The sequence below is a fragment of the Pseudoalteromonas rubra genome, from assembly GCF_005887115.1.
GTDB lineage: Bacteria > Pseudomonadota > Gammaproteobacteria > Enterobacterales > Alteromonadaceae > Pseudoalteromonas > Pseudoalteromonas rubra_F.
In genome coordinates, this window is sequence record NZ_PNCJ01000018.1 from 23,755 (window position 1) to 40,050 (window position 16,296).

General features: G+C 47.3%; 14 protein-coding genes. 4 read left to right on the forward strand and 10 right to left on the reverse strand.

Features of this window, described 5'->3' with window-relative positions; translation table 11 throughout:
• Positions 1-26: 26 nt before the first annotated feature.
• From ntrC to CWB98_RS14170, 3 genes are all read left to right on the forward strand, one after another.
• On the forward strand, positions 27-1,427 hold the full coding sequence (gene ntrC, locus CWB98_RS14165) for a nitrogen regulation protein NR(I) (protein WP_138545451.1): 1,401 nt from the start codon (positions 27-29) through the stop codon (positions 1,425-1,427).
• Between the two features lie 115 nt (positions 1,428-1,542).
• On the forward strand, positions 1,543-1,719 hold the full coding sequence (locus CWB98_RS23965; RefSeq protein ID WP_171045659.1) for a hypothetical protein: 177 nt from the start codon (positions 1,543-1,545) through the stop codon (positions 1,717-1,719).
• 114 nt (positions 1,720-1,833) lie between these two features.
• A complete protein-coding gene (locus CWB98_RS14170; RefSeq protein WP_054017003.1) occupies positions 1,834-2,292 on the forward strand; it encodes a cyclic nucleotide-binding domain-containing protein in 459 nt (152 codons plus the stop codon).
• 37 nt (positions 2,293-2,329) lie between these two features.
• On the opposite strand, the gene CWB98_RS14175 is transcribed toward CWB98_RS14170, so the two are convergent.
• The 9 genes from CWB98_RS14175 to CWB98_RS14215 all read right to left on the reverse strand — a co-directional run bounded on the left by CWB98_RS14175 (position 2,330) and on the right by CWB98_RS14215 (position 14,808).
• Positions 2,330-3,568: a cysteine desulfurase-like protein gene (locus CWB98_RS14175; protein ID WP_138545452.1), complete on the reverse strand. Its 1,239-nt coding sequence runs from the start codon at positions 3,566-3,568 to the stop codon at positions 2,330-2,332.
• A 9-nt stretch (positions 3,569-3,577) separates the two neighbouring features.
• Positions 3,578-4,210, reverse strand: coding sequence for a 2OG-Fe dioxygenase family protein (locus CWB98_RS14180; RefSeq protein ID WP_138545453.1), 633 nt, complete (start codon positions 4,208-4,210; stop codon positions 3,578-3,580).
• A 390-nt stretch (positions 4,211-4,600) separates the two neighbouring features.
• Positions 4,601-5,581, reverse strand: a complete 981-nt coding sequence (locus CWB98_RS14185) for a hypothetical protein (protein ID WP_138545454.1) — start codon at positions 5,579-5,581, stop codon at positions 4,601-4,603.
• The gene (locus tag CWB98_RS14190; protein ID WP_138545455.1) at positions 5,581-6,561 is read right to left on the reverse strand and encodes an autotransporter outer membrane beta-barrel domain-containing protein; all 981 of its coding nucleotides are present in this window, start codon (positions 6,559-6,561) and stop codon (positions 5,581-5,583) included. The genes CWB98_RS14185 and CWB98_RS14190 overlap by 1 nt, the downstream gene beginning before the upstream one ends.
• Before the next feature lie 282 nt (positions 6,562-6,843).
• Entirely contained in the window at positions 6,844-9,441 is a 2,598-nt protein-coding gene (acnB, locus tag CWB98_RS14195; RefSeq protein WP_138545456.1) for a bifunctional aconitate hydratase 2/2-methylisocitrate dehydratase, read from the reverse strand.
• 286 nt (positions 9,442-9,727) lie between these two features.
• A complete protein-coding gene (locus CWB98_RS14200; protein ID WP_138545462.1) occupies positions 9,728-10,780 on the reverse strand; it encodes an OmpA family protein in 1,053 nt (350 codons plus the stop codon).
• A gap of 111 nt (positions 10,781-10,891) precedes the next feature.
• Positions 10,892-12,679, reverse strand: a complete 1,788-nt coding sequence (locus tag CWB98_RS14205; protein ID WP_138545457.1) for an ABC transporter ATP-binding protein — start codon at positions 12,677-12,679, stop codon at positions 10,892-10,894.
• Positions 12,680-12,682: 3 nt separating this feature from the next.
• The gene (locus CWB98_RS14210; RefSeq protein WP_138545458.1) at positions 12,683-14,119 is read right to left on the reverse strand and encodes a protein adenylyltransferase SelO; all 1,437 of its coding nucleotides are present in this window, start codon (positions 14,117-14,119) and stop codon (positions 12,683-12,685) included.
• The gene (locus CWB98_RS14215) at positions 14,116-14,808 is read right to left on the reverse strand and encodes a DNA-3-methyladenine glycosylase I (protein ID WP_138545459.1); all 693 of its coding nucleotides are present in this window, start codon (positions 14,806-14,808) and stop codon (positions 14,116-14,118) included. Before CWB98_RS14215 ends, CWB98_RS14210 begins: the two co-directional genes overlap by 4 nt.
• A 110-nt stretch (positions 14,809-14,918) precedes the next feature.
• Here CWB98_RS14215 and CWB98_RS14220 point away from each other — a divergent pair, with 110 nt between their 5' ends.
• On the forward strand, positions 14,919-15,656 hold the full coding sequence (locus CWB98_RS14220; RefSeq protein ID WP_138545460.1) for a substrate-binding periplasmic protein: 738 nt from the start codon (positions 14,919-14,921) through the stop codon (positions 15,654-15,656).
• 431 nt (positions 15,657-16,087) lie between these two features.
• Here CWB98_RS14220 and CWB98_RS24250 read toward each other — a convergent pair.
• Positions 16,088-16,296, reverse strand: a 209-nt coding sequence (locus CWB98_RS24250) for a hypothetical protein (RefSeq protein WP_212751137.1), incomplete at its 5' end; no start/stop codon positions are given.

Consider the following 16,296-nt stretch of genomic DNA (forward strand, 5'->3'; position numbering starts at 1 on the left):
CTAATTATGAGAAGTGGGATCACACAATGAAAAATGTTTGGCTTGTCGATGATGACGCCTCTATTCGCTTTGTCTTGGAAAAAGCGCTGGCCCGAGCGGACTTTCAAACAGAGAGTTTCTCCAACGGCCAGGATGTGCTCACCGCACTGACCTATGATCAACCTGCGGTGCTGATCTCAGACGTCAGAATGCCAGGCATAGACGGTATGGCACTACTCGAAGAAATAGCCGAACAACACCCAAATCTGCCGGTCATCATAATGACTGCCCATTCCGATCTGGATTCCGCTGTCAACGCCTTCCAAAAAGGGGCCTTTGAGTATCTGGCCAAACCATTCGATCTTGATGAAGCCGTCTCTCTGGTAGAACGCGCCTATCAGGCAAGCTCACAAAATAATAAAGCCAGACGACCCAGCAGCAATGCCAAACAACCCGATATTATCGGAGAAGCGCCGGCCATGCAGGAAGTTTTCCGCGCCATAGGTAAATTGTCTGTCTCTAGCATGAGCGTGCTGATTAACGGAGAATCCGGTACAGGTAAGGAGCTGGTCGCAGGAGCTTTGCACAATCATAGCCCGCGTAAGGAACAGCCATTTATTGCGCTCAACATGGCCGCCATCCCCAAAGACTTAGTTGAATCTGAGCTGTTTGGCCACGAAAAAGGCGCCTTTACCGGTGCTGACAGCATTCGCCGTGGACGGTTTGAACAAGCCAATGGTGGCACCTTGTTTCTGGATGAGATAGGCGATATGCCACTGGATGTACAAACCCGGTTATTGCGGGTGCTGGCTGATGGTGAGTTCTATCGTGTCGGTGGTCATCACAGTGTGAAGGTGGATGTGCGGATCATTGCTGCAACACATCAGGATCTGGAGCGGCTGGTTGAACAAGGCGAATTTCGTGAGGACTTGTTCCATCGTCTGAATGTTGTCAGGCTGAAGCTTCCTCCGTTGCGAGAGCGTCGTGAAGATATTGCCAAATTAAGCGAGAACTTTCTGGCTCGCAGTGCAAAAGAGTTGAAGGTACCCAGTAAGGTATTGACCCAAGAGGCACTCAACGTAATGCAGGCATTTCACTGGCCCGGTAATGTGCGTCAGCTTGAAAACAGCTGCCGCTGGCTAACGGTGATGGCACCAGGCGATGTTATCAATGTCGCTGACCTGCCAGAAGAGTTGAACCAACCTGTTCAACTTAGCTCAACAGATGCCATTGAGGGTGACTGGCTGGATGCCTTCCAGCACTGGCTAGAGCAGGAACTGCACCAGGGAAAAGAAGACATTTGGCCTCAGGTTCAGGCACAACTCGAAACCAGATTGATAAAAACAGCACTGGCCGTGTGCCACGGTCACAAACAAGAAGCCGCTCTGAAAATCGGCTGGGGACGTAACACCTTGACTAGAAAGCTGAAAGAGCGCAACTTTACCTGAGCGCCCTGGTCGCTGTATGAAAAAACATCACTTGTTCCTGAAAGCTAGAAACCGTACTTTTTAATACGTGCCTCAGCACACTAAAAGAACGAAATACAACATTTAAGGAACGACCATGAAAATCAGATTACAGAAAAAATCGCTCAAACGTTTGAACAACAAAACGCCATTAGCTCAGGAGCTGACCCCACAAGCCGCTGGTGGTATGTACGCCAGCTCACCTTACAACCCGGGATGTATGACATACAAGGGGCTGACTTGCCCAACCTCTCCGTATGATCCGGGCTGCTAAATACGTACCCGACTGCCGAGCGAAAGCCCGGCAGTGTCTGCACCTGCTTCTCCCTTGACCCCATTGTAAAAAGCAAGCACTATGCAGTCATATTGATCGAACTTGCTTTATATCATGAAATTACTGGAGCATATTCCACTCATCAAACAGTTGGAAATTCTCAATAGGCTGGCCTTCTTTAAAGAGTTTACCCTGTCTGAACGTCAGGTACTGCTGGAGTCCTTTAGTCACCTGTACCTGGTCAGTAAAGACAGGCATGCATTTCGACGCTTTGACAAAGATAACCGACTCTACATTGTCCTCAGTGGAGAGCTGTCAATCTACACTCAAGATCAGCATCATGCGATTGGCAAAGTCGGTCCGGGTGAATTCCTCGGAGAAGGGGCGTTCATTACCCACCGAGAGCGCAGTACCAGTGCACAGGCAACCAAAGACACCATTTTACTGGCAATCACACCCGATGCACTGACTCGGCTGCCCAATGTGATCAGAGAAAAAATCAAAGATAAGATCATTGACGGGATGAGTGCGCGAATCAGTCAACTCAACCATTATATTGAAGACCACCTATAGCAGATCTAAAAAGGCGCCGGAGAGCGCCTTTTCAGCGTTACTGTGCCAGCAACGTTTCGAAGTGTCCGAACAAAATGTCCAGTTCTTCGATGGTGTTGTAGTGCATACACCCAATACGCACCACACCGCCACGCTCCATCACACCCAGCTGCTCACATAAGCCCTGCGCGTAGAAGTTACCGTCCCAGACACAAATATGCTGCTTGCCCAAGTACTCGGATACAGTACGCGGTGCAATGCCATCAAAGGTCAATGCAAAGGTGGGTGTGCGCTCTGCCAGACGAGTGGTGTCTGAGATACCAAACAAGCGGATCTGCGGGAATGCCTGCAAGCGTGACAAAAAGTGCTCACTCAACGCCATTTCATGGGCTTTAGTCTTGGCAAAAGCCACGCCTAAACGCTCACGTCGTGGGGTATCTTCAGGTAGTCCGCTTAATGATGCAATGTAGTCGATAGCCGCGACAACCCCAGCCAGACCTTCAAAGCTCTGTGTCCCGGTTTCCCAGCGACCTGGCACAACGTCTTTTGCCGGTTCAACTTTATAAGGTCTAAAGCCAGCAAGGTGCGCCATTTTACCGTATACCACGCCCACATGAGGACCAAAAAACTTATACACAGAACAAGCCAGGAAATCACAATCCAGCGCCTGCACATCAATAAGTTCATGCGGTGCATAATGTACCGCATCGACATACACTAAGGCACCAAATTGGCGCGCCAGTTCAACTATCTGTTTAATGTCGTTAATTGAGCCTGTCGTATTAGACGCATAGGTCACCGCCACCAGCTTAGTCTTGTTACTAAGCAAACTGCGGAAGTGGTCCATATCCAGCGTGCAATCAGCCTCATTCACCTTAACCGCATGAACACTGGCGCCTTTGTCTTCAGCGGCCTGACGCCATGATGATACGTTCGAGAAATGATCGGCGTTAGTGACAATCACTTCATCACCCGGCTGCCAGTCGCGAGAAATTGCACGACTGAAACTAAAGGTCAGGCTGGTCATGTTAGCACCAAACACGATCTGCTCTTTGGCCGGAGCGTTAAGCAGATCTGCCACAGCCTGGCGGGCACTATTCATCAGCTCAACAGTCTTATCGCTGGAGAAAAATGCCCCACCGAGGTTTGAGTTAAAGTAACCCAGATAAGCAGACATGGCACTCAGGACCGACTGAGGAACTTGTGATCCACCCGGACCATCGAGGAAAATAGGTGAATGACCAGCCACTTGCTGCATTAGCGCAGGAAACTGGCGACGCACTTGATTCAGGTTCATAGCAGCCTCTTACGCGGTAAACACGAAGCAGTCCAGGTATCCTGTCTGCGTTGCATCCAACTTATTCATTGGTGTCGCGTTGTGCCACACCTCACGGTCATTGACCAAAGCGAACAGGCCATCTTTGATCTCCATCTTGAAGCATGGCTCTGCTTCTTTGTGTTCGTACACCAGCAACTCACCGCCAGCGATATTTTCGTGAGAGACGCCACACACACAGACATGGTCAAAGCCATCCTGATGCACGCCTTCCGGTGCTGGCGGCGTATCGCTTTCAATGGCCAGCATACGGAACTGGTGTACTTCGATATCACGTTCATCGCTAATACCTGTCATAGCTTTAAACTCATTCAGCAGGTGTTTAAAACCATCACTGTGGATCAGCTCATCTTCCAGGTTTTCATATACGCGCTCAACATTGCCCTGAAAGGTGTTAATTGAGTCGTCCTGCACAAAGGCTTTGGTCGGCTGCAATGCCACCTCGCCATTGGCAAATTTCACGACGGAATAACGGCGTTTACGGAATGCGCCGTCCGCATAAGGGTTGTCTGGCAGCCGGTTAAACGAAGGTTTAACCGCATCGATCTGTGCTTGTTGAATAAAACGAAGTTGTAGCAAATTCTGGTTGTTTACTGCGGTCATTTTGCTCTCGCCTAGGGATGACAATTTGGCGGAGATCTTAATCCATTTTTGAGGAAATTGTGATTTTGAATCTGTTTATTTAGTCGGTTTAAAAGAATAATTAGCCTGTTTTTTGCAATTTTTTAAATCAAAAATACAGATATAGCAAGTTCTTTGTTTGTTGAATACAAAAACGCGACCCACACTTCCTCCTGTAACGAATTTAACCGACATACAGGGTAAAGCAACATTGTGTCTTTTGAACGAGCATCTCTGCCATACTAAGCACAGAGAAAGGACTTTTCGACTCACAATGCGCAAATTTGCTAATGATAGAACTGAGGTTGGATATCAGGTGCAGTATTTGCTTTTTCGCAGCTACCCCAATCGGCCAACCTTCAGGCTATAAGACTACAGCTTATCGTTAATTGCTTCTAATTGTTCACTAAAGCTCAGGTGGCGTAAATCTCCTAAGCCAGCCTTTTGCGTCAATTGGAAAAGCTGAGTTTCGAGTGCCAATAAGTGCGTTTCGACACGTTTATCTTCTACGGCGGTTTTTCTCCTCAGATGCTCAGAAAAAAGCTGCTCCAGTCTTTTAATCTGTAACTCAGCCAGGTTCACAGTGTGTTTTATGTCGTCGTAAGCTCTCACATTTTGACGAATAACCCCCCGCGCCGACTCTGTCTTGGTTTTGACATCCTGATAAACTGTAGGTAAAACCTCGGCCTTGTCTGAGCTTGCTAATCGTTTCACATCTTCAAGTACTTTACCCAAAAAGTAGTGCTCAGCAGCATCCTGCTCTAATGCATGAAGCTGAGACTGAAATTCAGGCAAATTCTCTTCAACCTGTGCACGCTTACCCGCCACCAGCATTCCCTTGAATTCAAGGTGTCGACTTTGCGCACGCTCGTAGCGGCGCGCAAAATGGCGTTGGGTTTCTAACTTATCGAGTACAGCAAAATGCGAACGGACCGGCTCGAGCACGCTCACGATTGCTTGCTTTGCGCTTTGTGCAGCTGTAAGCAAGCTCACGATTTCCTGACTGTTTGCCATCACCTCATCAGCTTTTGTATCAGATGAAAAAAGCGAGGCACTTTCGAGAGACTCACCGGGGTTCGCACGCAGCTCAGCAAAATCTTGCCGCAGAGATTGCCACAGCTTGTTTGCTTTGGATGTACGTTCGCTGTCATACTCAATCAGAAATTCTTGCTCGGCTAAGGCTACTGCCTGCTGAGCTTCCTGATAAGCAGCCTCCGCTTTACTGTAAGCAGCCTGGATCTGCTCAGGTGTGGCGCTGTCACCGCTAACGATATTACTCACTGAATCGAGCGTTTTACACCCGCCTAACAAGGTTACTACCAGTAATAAGGCGATACTGCTTTGTTTGTACATTAATAGCTCCACTGTAATCCAGCTGAAAAAGACACATTAGTATATTCGATATCAGGCACAGTGCGTCGACTGCCATCTGATTCTGAGATTGCATCACGTTCCTTATAGGACACATCCACCCCCGCCATCACGGCAATGGTTTTAAAGACCTGATAACGAACACCCGCACGGCCCTGAATGCCCCAACCGTTAAACGTTTCGCTGAGTGTTTTTTCTATGGTGCGGGTATTTTGCACACGAGTATACACTGGGAGCGTAATTTCAGCATCGGCATACCAGCTGAATTTATTAGCGGTATTCTTCAACTTGCTGTCATACCTGACTCCAACGGCTGCAATAATACTCATTTGATCTTCGGTCGTTGACACCACAGTTTGCAAGTTACCTGGCAGGCCTTCTAAATCTCCCGTACCAATGTTGTTTTGCCCGGGTAAATTAAAACGGGCTACCGGGTCATTTTCACCACGTGGCGCTGACTGTAAAACCTGATCAAACTGACCTGCACCGGGCTGTGCAAACTGAAAATCCGAGCGAGTGAAGCTAGTTGTAAATACCCGCCCACCCATAGTCACTTGTAGTGCCCGCGTCATATTGTAGGCGGCACTCATCGCAATTTCGTTAGACTTAACTTTAAAATCGTTGAGCTGTACGGCGCCAAATTGATGTATCACTGAGCTGTCGTTGGGGTCCGTAAAATCATGCACATACCAGGTCTCTGTATCCAGGCCTGGGTATATCGTTGCAGCCGTCCCGATATAGACCCCCCAATCATCGTTGATGCCAGAATATGAAAGTTGCCGGATAGTCGGGTTTCTAACAGTCGCATCCTGAGTAAGACGACCCAACCCGCTCAAATCATTGAGCGCTTCACTATAATCAATGGATTCAAAGCCAAGCCGGATTTCACTATAAGAGGGGTTAGGTGCAGCGGCAGCTGTGCCTGTTGCTAAACAGCACGCCATGATGAACACTTTATTCATAGAGTTAGACCTTGCGCAGAGTGTACGTGAACGCAACACAAGGAGCATGTAACGATCCCTGGTCACAATTTCTTACATCATTGTACAATTTTAATCCAGCACACTGGATAGTCAAGGCGCCCTGCCCAATCAATAAAACACCTGCAAGAATTTGAATTATATAAATAAAACTACTTAACACTGAGATTAATGAGAGGTTTTTTGATATGCGTCAGTGGCATCAGTGTGACCCATAAACCCAAAAAAGCCAGCACTAGGCTGGCTTTTTCTCATCGATAATCCTTACACGGCCTGCTGAATAATCACACTGTCCGCCTTTTTGGTGTAATGAGGCATTTTGTGGAAGTTCAGATAGCGATAAGTATCAGCTGCAGTGGCGTTGATCCGCTCGGCATATTCCTGATACTCCGCGGGGGTCGGTAATTTACCCATAATCGCTGCCACGGCGGCCAGTTCTGCCGACGCCAGATAAACATTGGCACCTGTCCCTAAGCGGTTGGGGAAATTACGGGTCGACGTGGACACCACAGTAGCTTTGTCTGCCACCCGAGCCTGGTTACCCATACACAAAGAGCACCCCGGCGTTTCGATACGCGCACCAACACGCCCATAAATCCCATAATAGCCTTCGTCCGTCAGCTGATCCCTGTCCATTTTTGTCGGAGGCGCCACCCATAGTTGAGTGGGTAATCGGCCACCAAAGTTATCCAGTAACTTACCCGCAGCCCTGAAGTGGCCTATGTTGGTCATACAAGAGCCTATAAAGACTTCGTCGACTTTCTCGCCAGTGACCTCTGATAGTAAACGTGCATCATCCGGATCATTCGGTGCGCACAAGATAGGCTCTTTAATTTCTGCCAGATCAATCTCAATTGTATGCGCGTATTCAGCATCAGCATCCGCCGTCATCAGTTCAGGATTGGCCAGCCACTCTTCCATTTTAGTAATACGGCGCTCTATCGTCCTAACATCGCCATATCCCTCTGAAATCATCCACTTTAACATGACGATATTGGAGTTCAGATACTCTTCGATGGACTCCTGTGACAACTTCACCGTACAGCCCGCTGCTGAACGTTCAGCCGACGCGTCAGATAGTTCAAATGCCTGTTCAACAGTCAGGTGCTCGACCCCTTCTATTTCCAGGATGCGACCTGAAAACTCATTGATTTTACCTTTCTTCTCAACCGTCAACAGGCCTTGCTGAATGGCATAATAAGGAATCGCATGAACCAAATCACGTAACGTAATGCCAGGCTGCATCTGACCTTTAAAACGAACCAATACTGACTCTGGCATATCCAGTGGCATCACACCGGTTGCTGCGGCAAAGGCCACGGCACCGGACCCAGCCGGAAACGATATACCCAACGGGAAGCGTGTATGAGAGTCACCACCTGTGCCTACTGTATCTGGTAACAACATTCGATTGAGCCAGGAGTGAATAACACCGTCACCCGGGCGCAATGACACACCGCCGCGGTTCATAATAAAATCAGGCAAAGTATGATGCGTATTCACATCGATAGGCTTGGGGTAAGCTGAAGTGTGGCAGAACGACTGCATTGTCAGATCGGCAGAGAAGCCAAGACAGGCCAAATCTTTCAGTTCGTCCCGAGTCATAGGCCCTGTGGTATCCTGTGAACCGACCGTAGTCATTGTAGGCTCACAATATTGTCCGGGACGCACACCAGGCATATTGCAGGCACGACCCACCATTTTCTGAGCTAATGTGAAGCCCTTGCCTGAATCCTGGATTAATTTCGGTTTACAGAATATCTCTTCCTGCTCCATGCCCAACGACTGACGTGCTTTATCCGTCAAACCACGACCAATGATCAACGGGATTCGGCCTCCGGCACGCACTTCATCCAAAATCACGTCTGATTTCAGGCTAAATGTGGTGATTACCTCATTGCTGCCGTGGCGCTTCACAACGCCCTCATATGGGTAGATGTCAATCTGATCACCCATATTTAAATCATCAACAGGCAATTCAATCGGTAAGGCGCCTGAATCTTCCATAGTATTAAAGAATATAGGTGCAATCTTACCGCCAAGGCAAACACCACCCACTCGCTTGTTCGGTACAAACGGAATGTCGTCACCCATAAACCACAGTACTGAGTTTGTCGCCGATTTACGTGAAGAACCAGTGCCTACAACGTCACCGACATACGCCAATGGTAAGCCCTGTTGTTTCAAGGCTTCCAGCTGGTCCACCGGGCCAACTTCGCCTGGCTTGTCTGGATTAATACCATCACGTTCATTTTTCAACATCGCCAATGCATGTAATGGAATATCTGGCCGTGACCAGGCATCGGGTGCCGGTGATAAGTCATCAGTATTTGTCTCGCCGGTGACTTTAAATACTGTCACGGAAATTTTTTCTGCAACTGCTGGCTTTTCCAAAAACCACTCAGCGTTTGCCCAGGATTCAATCACTTGCTTGGCAAAGACATTACCTGCTTTCGCTTTTTCTTCAACATCATAAAATGCATCAAACATCAGCAAGGTATGAGATAACCCTTTAACCGCAATAGGAGCCAGTTCATCGTCATCCAGAAGATCTATCATAGGCGCAATATTGTATCCGCCCAGCATGGTGCCCAACAGTTCGGCTGCATAAGCTTTTGAAATCAATGCCGACTCTGCTTCACCTTTTGTGATAGCGGCCAAAAATCCCGCTTTTACGTATGCAGCGTCGTCCACCCCAGGTGGTACGCGATTGATGAATAGATCAACGATAAATTCTTCTTCACCTGCCGGTGGTGTTTTCAATAATTCGATCAGTTCTGCCGTTTGCTGCGCATCGAGCGGTTTAGGGACGATCCCTTGTGCCGCGCGCTCCTCAACATGTTTACGATATTCTTGAAGCACTGTTTTGCCCTCTTGGTGACGTGAACGGATAGTTAAATGTAGGTGCCAAACAGCACCAATAATTTTACTTAACCATAAAATATGATGATTGATTATAAGGTCTTAGAGTATAGATGAAAATCAAACGACCACTTAGTCGCCTTATACTCACTATAAATGCCATGAATGAGTTAAATGAAAAAAAGTTCATTCATGAATAGAAGTAAGCGCAAATATTAAGTGAAATGGATATAAATCAGACACAAAAAAGCCCGGATCTTGCCGGGCTATCTTTATTCAAACGTGATTAACGTTGAACTTTGACGCGTTCAATTGATTTCACTTTTGCTTCCACACGGCGGTTTTCAGCATGAGCTTGTGCAGAATCCCCCATGTTTTTCAGGCGCTCTTCACCAAAGCCAACCGTTGTGATACGCATTTCATCAATGCCTTTCTCTACTAGCTGTTTTGCCACGGCATCCGCACGCTTCTTAGACAACCATTTGTTGTACTCGGCTTTACCTACCGCGGATGTATGACCTTCAAGCACCACCGTTGTTTCTGGGTGCTCATTCAGAAAACGCACCACAGCCTGAATGTCGTCCAGATACTGCTGAGACACACTAGAGTTATTGTTTGGGAAACGCACCAGCAGACTGACCGTCACTTCTTTGTCTTCATACAATGTACAGCCCGTCGCATCGACGGCATCACTCATTGGTGTGTTAGCACACTGATCATCCATGTCATAAATGCCGTCTTTGTCGCTATCGACAGGTGCCGCAACCACCACCGCAGGCTCGGGCTGCGGAGCAGGAGCTGGCTCAACTGGCTTACTGTGGCCAGAGCTACCAAAGAAATAATTAATCCCCAGCTTGGCACCAACATCCGTGTAACCGCGATCAATACCCTGATAAATCGCTGTCTCAAAGTTGGCCGCAAAGTTATCGCTGAAGTGGTGGCGGTATCCTGCCCCCACATTCACAAAGGTATTACTATCAAATACATCTATTGATTTTAGACCCGCCAGCGCGTAAAACGGACCACCGTTGAAGTGATACAGAGCATCAACGCCGATTCTGTCACCATCGACAGAATCGCTACGGACGCCAGACAGATCAAAATCCATGTCTGCATATTCAATTCGGCCACTCCAGTACTTACTGAAACGGTAACCCAGCTCAGCCCCCCAGCCTGTAGAGTCATCCACCGTCACACCTGCAGCATCTCGGCTATTTTCCCACTCTGCATTATAGTAGTCGCCAAAGACGCCCAAATAAACGCCTTCTTTATGATCATCGGCCTGCGCTCCAGTTGCAATTAAAGCTGATACAACAACGCTTAGCATTCTTAGTTTCATCATCCTTCCCTCTGTAAAATAATAGTGCAATCTGACATTTGCAGTAATAATAGTAGATGATGTCTTAATATTTACTTAACACCAGATAGGAATTTTTTGTTAATTTTACATTCAGCTCTGATGACCAAATAACACTCTGTAAAGACCTTGCTCTGCAACCAGACTGAGATGATCACCAGCCTGACTTACCACTCCATCATCCAATACATAGATTTGATCTGCCTGACGAATCGCACTCAGACGGTGTGCAATGATGAGTGTGGTTCTGCCAGATAAGAAGGTATTTAGATTTCGGTGGATTTTCGCCTCTGTCTCGACGTCCAAGGCTGAAGTCGCTTCATCCAGTATCACCACTTTAGGATCAGCCGCAACCATACGTGCAATCGCCAACCGTTGTTTTTGACCTCCCGACAGGCGTACGCCATTTCTACCTACCACAGTATCTAGCTGTTGTGGCATTTCTGTGACGGTCTGAGCAAGTTCGGCCACCTTTAAGGCATGCCATAATTGCTCATCATCACACGGTTTACCCATGGCCAAGTTTTCCCGAATACTGGCATTAAACAGTATCGGCTGCTGAAGCACAGTGACAACATGCTCTCGAACAGCATGAAAGCCCACTTTTTCGACAGGTATATCATTAATCAAAATATCCCCAGCCTGCTTCTGGTATAGTCCCAACAGTAACTGGACGACGGTTGATTTACCTCCACCAGACACCGCCACCAAAGCCGTTTTTTTGCCACTAGGTAAAGTCAGAGAGACATCATTGAGTACCGGCAAACCATCCTGATAAGCAAAGCTGACATGCCTAAAATCTATGCGAATATTAGGCTGTTGAAACACCTTGCTGTCTACTACCTGATAAGGCTCAGTGTCAAATGCCAGAACCTGATTGAGACGTTGTAGTGCAGCGGTGGCACCATAGTAAGCATACTGAATACTGAGTATTTCCTGCACCGGCCCCATCATAAACCACAAGTAACCAAACACAGCAAAAATCTGGCCAACGGTCAGGTCGGAAAAAACCACCATCAGCATAGCAATGGCGCGAAACACCTCAAAGCCTAATAAGAATACTGTAAAGCTCAAGCGATTGACCGCATCGGTCTTCCATTGTGATTGCACAGAGTGATGACGCAATGACTTTGCAGCATCCACAACGGTATCAAAATAGCTTTGCTCACGCCGCATGGCTTTTAACTGGGCAATGGCATCTAAGGTGTCGACCAGTGCACTCTGAAACGCTTCAAATGCATTGTTTTGACGCTTTTTAAGATCCTTGACACGTTTGCCAAATTGCCGGGAAAAGTAAATCACAGCCGGATTCAGGGTCAAAATGATCAATCCAAGCACCCAGTCAATCCAGAGTAACACCACGGCCGTTCCTATAATCGTTAAAATACCAATTAAAAAACGGGATAAAGTTTGACTGATAAACCCATCAAGCGTTTCAATGTCTGTAATACAGCGAGAGCTGATCGCCGCTGCGCCCTGTGTTTCATACTCCTTCAGCTGCACTTTTGCTAAATGCACCAGAAGCCTCTCGCGGATCCGATAGGATATATCCTTACCGATAATAGTAAACTGCCTGGACTGAGCAACACCCAACAGCAGTGCTGCGAGTCTCATACACATCACCGCGACCAGGATTGACACAATATAGCCTGTTGCGTCTTGCCATTGCGTGGGTAGGAAGGCATTCAGGGTGTCAACGGCCGCCCCAGGGTGAGCCAGTAGTACTTCATCAACCAGCAGAGGCATCATCAACGGGATAGGCACACTCACTAACGCAGCGCACAATGCAATGAGGTGGGCATAAATCAGCGGGGTTTTATGCGTGAGGATCTGTCGTTTTATTTCCTGCCAGGTCAATGCCTGGTCGGTCTGTTCACTCATAGTTTAAGTACCACAAAACGTCTGATAAGTTTTTTCATTAGTCATGCTTGCCAACCATTGCGCTGGATATGCCTGATACAAATAAGGCGTTTTGAGTGCATTCAGCCATTGTGTAAATTCATCGCTATGCTTCGCGAGATTAAACTCGCCAATGAAGTGTTCAACCATACCGTTACGCGGGATTATCGCTGGGTTAGCCGACTGCATGATAGCGTGTGCCGCAGACAAGTTGCCGTCTCCAATTCGTTTTCGCCATTTTCCTGTCCAGTCAGCCAAAGCCTCAGGTATCACGTAACTAGGAAGTGGCGTAGGTTGCAACGAGTTGGTAAGCGCTGCAAAGGTATTGGTGTAATCAAGCTGGTTTTGCTGCATAAGCGATAAAAGTTCACTTAACAGTGTCTGATCAGACCCCTGCCAGCTGAGTAGCCCGAGCTTATTAGACCACATTTGTTGATAGCCCTGATTAAACTCTTCTGCAAACTGGCTTAAGATACCTGAAAAGCGCTCGAGTGCGGCATCTTTGTCATCCACCAACAGCATCAGCGACTCAGCAAGACGACCACAGTTCCAACTGGCGATATTCGGTTGCTGACCAAATGCATAGCGTCCCTGACGATCAATGGAGCTAAACACGGCATCAAATGAGAAAGACTCCATCATTGCACAGGGGCCATAATCAATGGTTTCACCGTTAATCAGAGTGTTATCTGTGTTCATAACACCATGGATAAAACCGACCTGCATCCACTTTAGGATCAAGGCACACTGGCGCAGACACACACGCTCAAAAAAGTCGAAGACTCTTTGCTCACCATTTGAAGAGATGTCATTAAACTGATCTGCTATGCAAAGCTCCACCAATTGCTGCATTGCATCAACGTCCTTTTTCATTGCCATCAACTGAAATGTCCCAACCCGGATATGACTTCTGGCAATGCGACATACAACAGCACCTGGCTCTCGCTCTTGCCTCATTACCTGCTGATTGGTCGACAATACTGCCAGGCACTGTGTTGTCGGTACCCCCAGCGCCCGCATGGCATGACTCATGATGTATTCTCTCACTGCTGGACCCAGCGCGCACAACCCATCCCCCCCACGGGAGAATACTGTCGCACCAGAGCCTTTCAGGTGCATATCATAGGTATGCCCCTGCGCTGTAGTAAAAGATGCGATTAGATGCGCTCGGCCATCACCAAGCTGCGGATTAAAGTGACCAAACTGGTGACCGCAATATGCCATTGCAACCGGCTCGATATCATCAACCTTGGATACTCCAGCCAGATAGTCTCGCAGCTGCTGCTGATCAACATCCATAGCCAACTCTGCCAGTAAGTCTGCATTGATTAGTAATAGCTGTGCCTGTTCAAACTGCTGAGGCTGCTGCGGCACCAGGTAACCCTCACCTAACTCGGTGTAGCGGGAAAAAAAGTCACTCATGATGAAACTCCTACCACATTGTCACCCACGCTATATGCAACGAGCTGACTTAATTTTTGCAACGAATAACCACTTTGTCTACGTAGCTCATTGAAGAAGGCTTGAGCAGCTCGCAATGACTTTAGACTATGAAGCCCACCAGAGATAACCTCATGCGCTCTCAAATAAGCCTCAACATCACGGCTCAGAATAAATGTATCTTTACCAACAGCCCTCAGTGCATAGGGGCCTGTATTGCCGCCCAGCCTACTCCCCTGCTTTTTCAGCAAGAGCCACAATTCTATAATGCTGTCTTCCGGCCAGTTCGCCACGAGCGTGCTAAACTTGCCATGCTCCAGTGCCAGCTCATGGATCATCTGACAGTTATGCGCAACGCTCTGCACTTTTTTGTAGTTACGTACTATGCGCTCATCCTGAGCGCGCTGTTCATACATTTCAGGCGACATATACAATAGCTTTTCCACCGAGAAGTCCCAAAATACTTCACGAAAACCGGGCCACTTTGCATTGATCACAGACCAGTAGAAACCGCTTTGAAATATTTTTCTTGTAAATTCTTCTAACCAAACATCATCGGGTAGCTTTATCAGCTGTGCTTTTGGCAATGGCTCCGTAAGCAGTGACTCCAGCGTATCTTTCGAGCCTTTTCGCGCGCATGCTCGTTCATAAATATCTAAAAAACTTTCCACAACTTAGCCTTTTGTTCTAATCATTCGGTTAATCGCTTTTGTTGGCCTATTCGTTTTATTCAACAATAAGCGCTATAGTTTTGTTTAGCCCAGTTTTTAGAGCCTTGTCAGTGAAATACATTATTTTTGCTTTGGTTTTTAGTCTCACTACCGCAGCTGAGACAGTACATATTACAACAGGTCAATGGCCACCATACGTAGACAGGCACCGTGAGGATCAGGGCTGTACCGCTCAGCTTATCCGAGATGCATTTGCTTTGCACGGGATCCGAGTCAGGTTTGTGTTTATGCCATGGCAGCGGGCCTATGAGGAGGGGAAAAAAACTGAATTTATAGGTAGCGCTTACTGGTACTATAATGAAAAGCGGGCATCAGAGTACATCTATACCAGTTTTCCTATCACCTCAGAAGTATCTCACTTTTATCATCTTGATACTCTGGCATTCGAATTCAACTCTTATGCCGACCTCAAGCCCTATCGGTTACTAATAAACAAAGGACTGACTTATCCGGATCTGCTTTGGCAAGCCATCAAAGAACATGAGATTGAAGTCATGGAAGCAACCTATACCACCAAAAACTTACAATTCCTGCTACGCCGACGCACAGACATTATTATTTTGGATGAACAAACAGAGAGAGAATACGCCAAAGCTCTACCAGACTCTGATCTGAAGCGCCTGGTAAGACAGCCAAAACCGGCTTTTTTTAATCAGGGGTTTCTATTGATAAATCAACATAGTGAAAAATATGCGAGGGTATTTAATCAATCTGTGAGAAAACTTATGTCTGACGCCACTTATCAGGAAAAATATAAAGCAAATTGCTCGGCAATTAACGACTACTAAATAGCTGTATTTAAGCATCGAGTAGACAACTCATTTTATATAGTCAGGCTTTACTTTGATTGAATTGATTGGAGTCTGATAATGATTGTCTCCTCAGAGTGCGATCCATACTCACGTTGTGGTCTTTAATACCAATTTGCTTAATTAAATGTTCTATTTTGAGGCGAGAAAATAGGGTCGATAACACCGCTCTCGCGTCCTGCTATCGCTGAGGCACCTACATCCATGTAGGCGAGGCAAAAACTTGCGAACTTATACCTTAGGTAAAGGTTCTAAATGAGAAATTTTTTAACACAGTTAGCGGCATATTTGCTCCGTCAAATTGAACAGGTATTAAGTGATATTGGTATAAGTAACGACTCCAAGCTCATCCTACTCTACGACATTTGCCAACAACTCCGTCGTCATCCCGCACGCGATACGGGAGCTGTTTAAACCATTTTTTCGGTGTTGAATAGGTTTGTTTCGGTGTATTTGTCATACGTACGGCGTGGTCTGCTGATAGATCCCGCATCCAGTGCGGGGTGAATTGCGACCGAAGCACCGCTTCGCAGCGCAATGAACGCGAGGGTGACGAGAAACCGAAGCAATGCTTCGCAGTGCGAGGCAGTGAGCGCAAGGACGCGCGAAGGGGAGATAC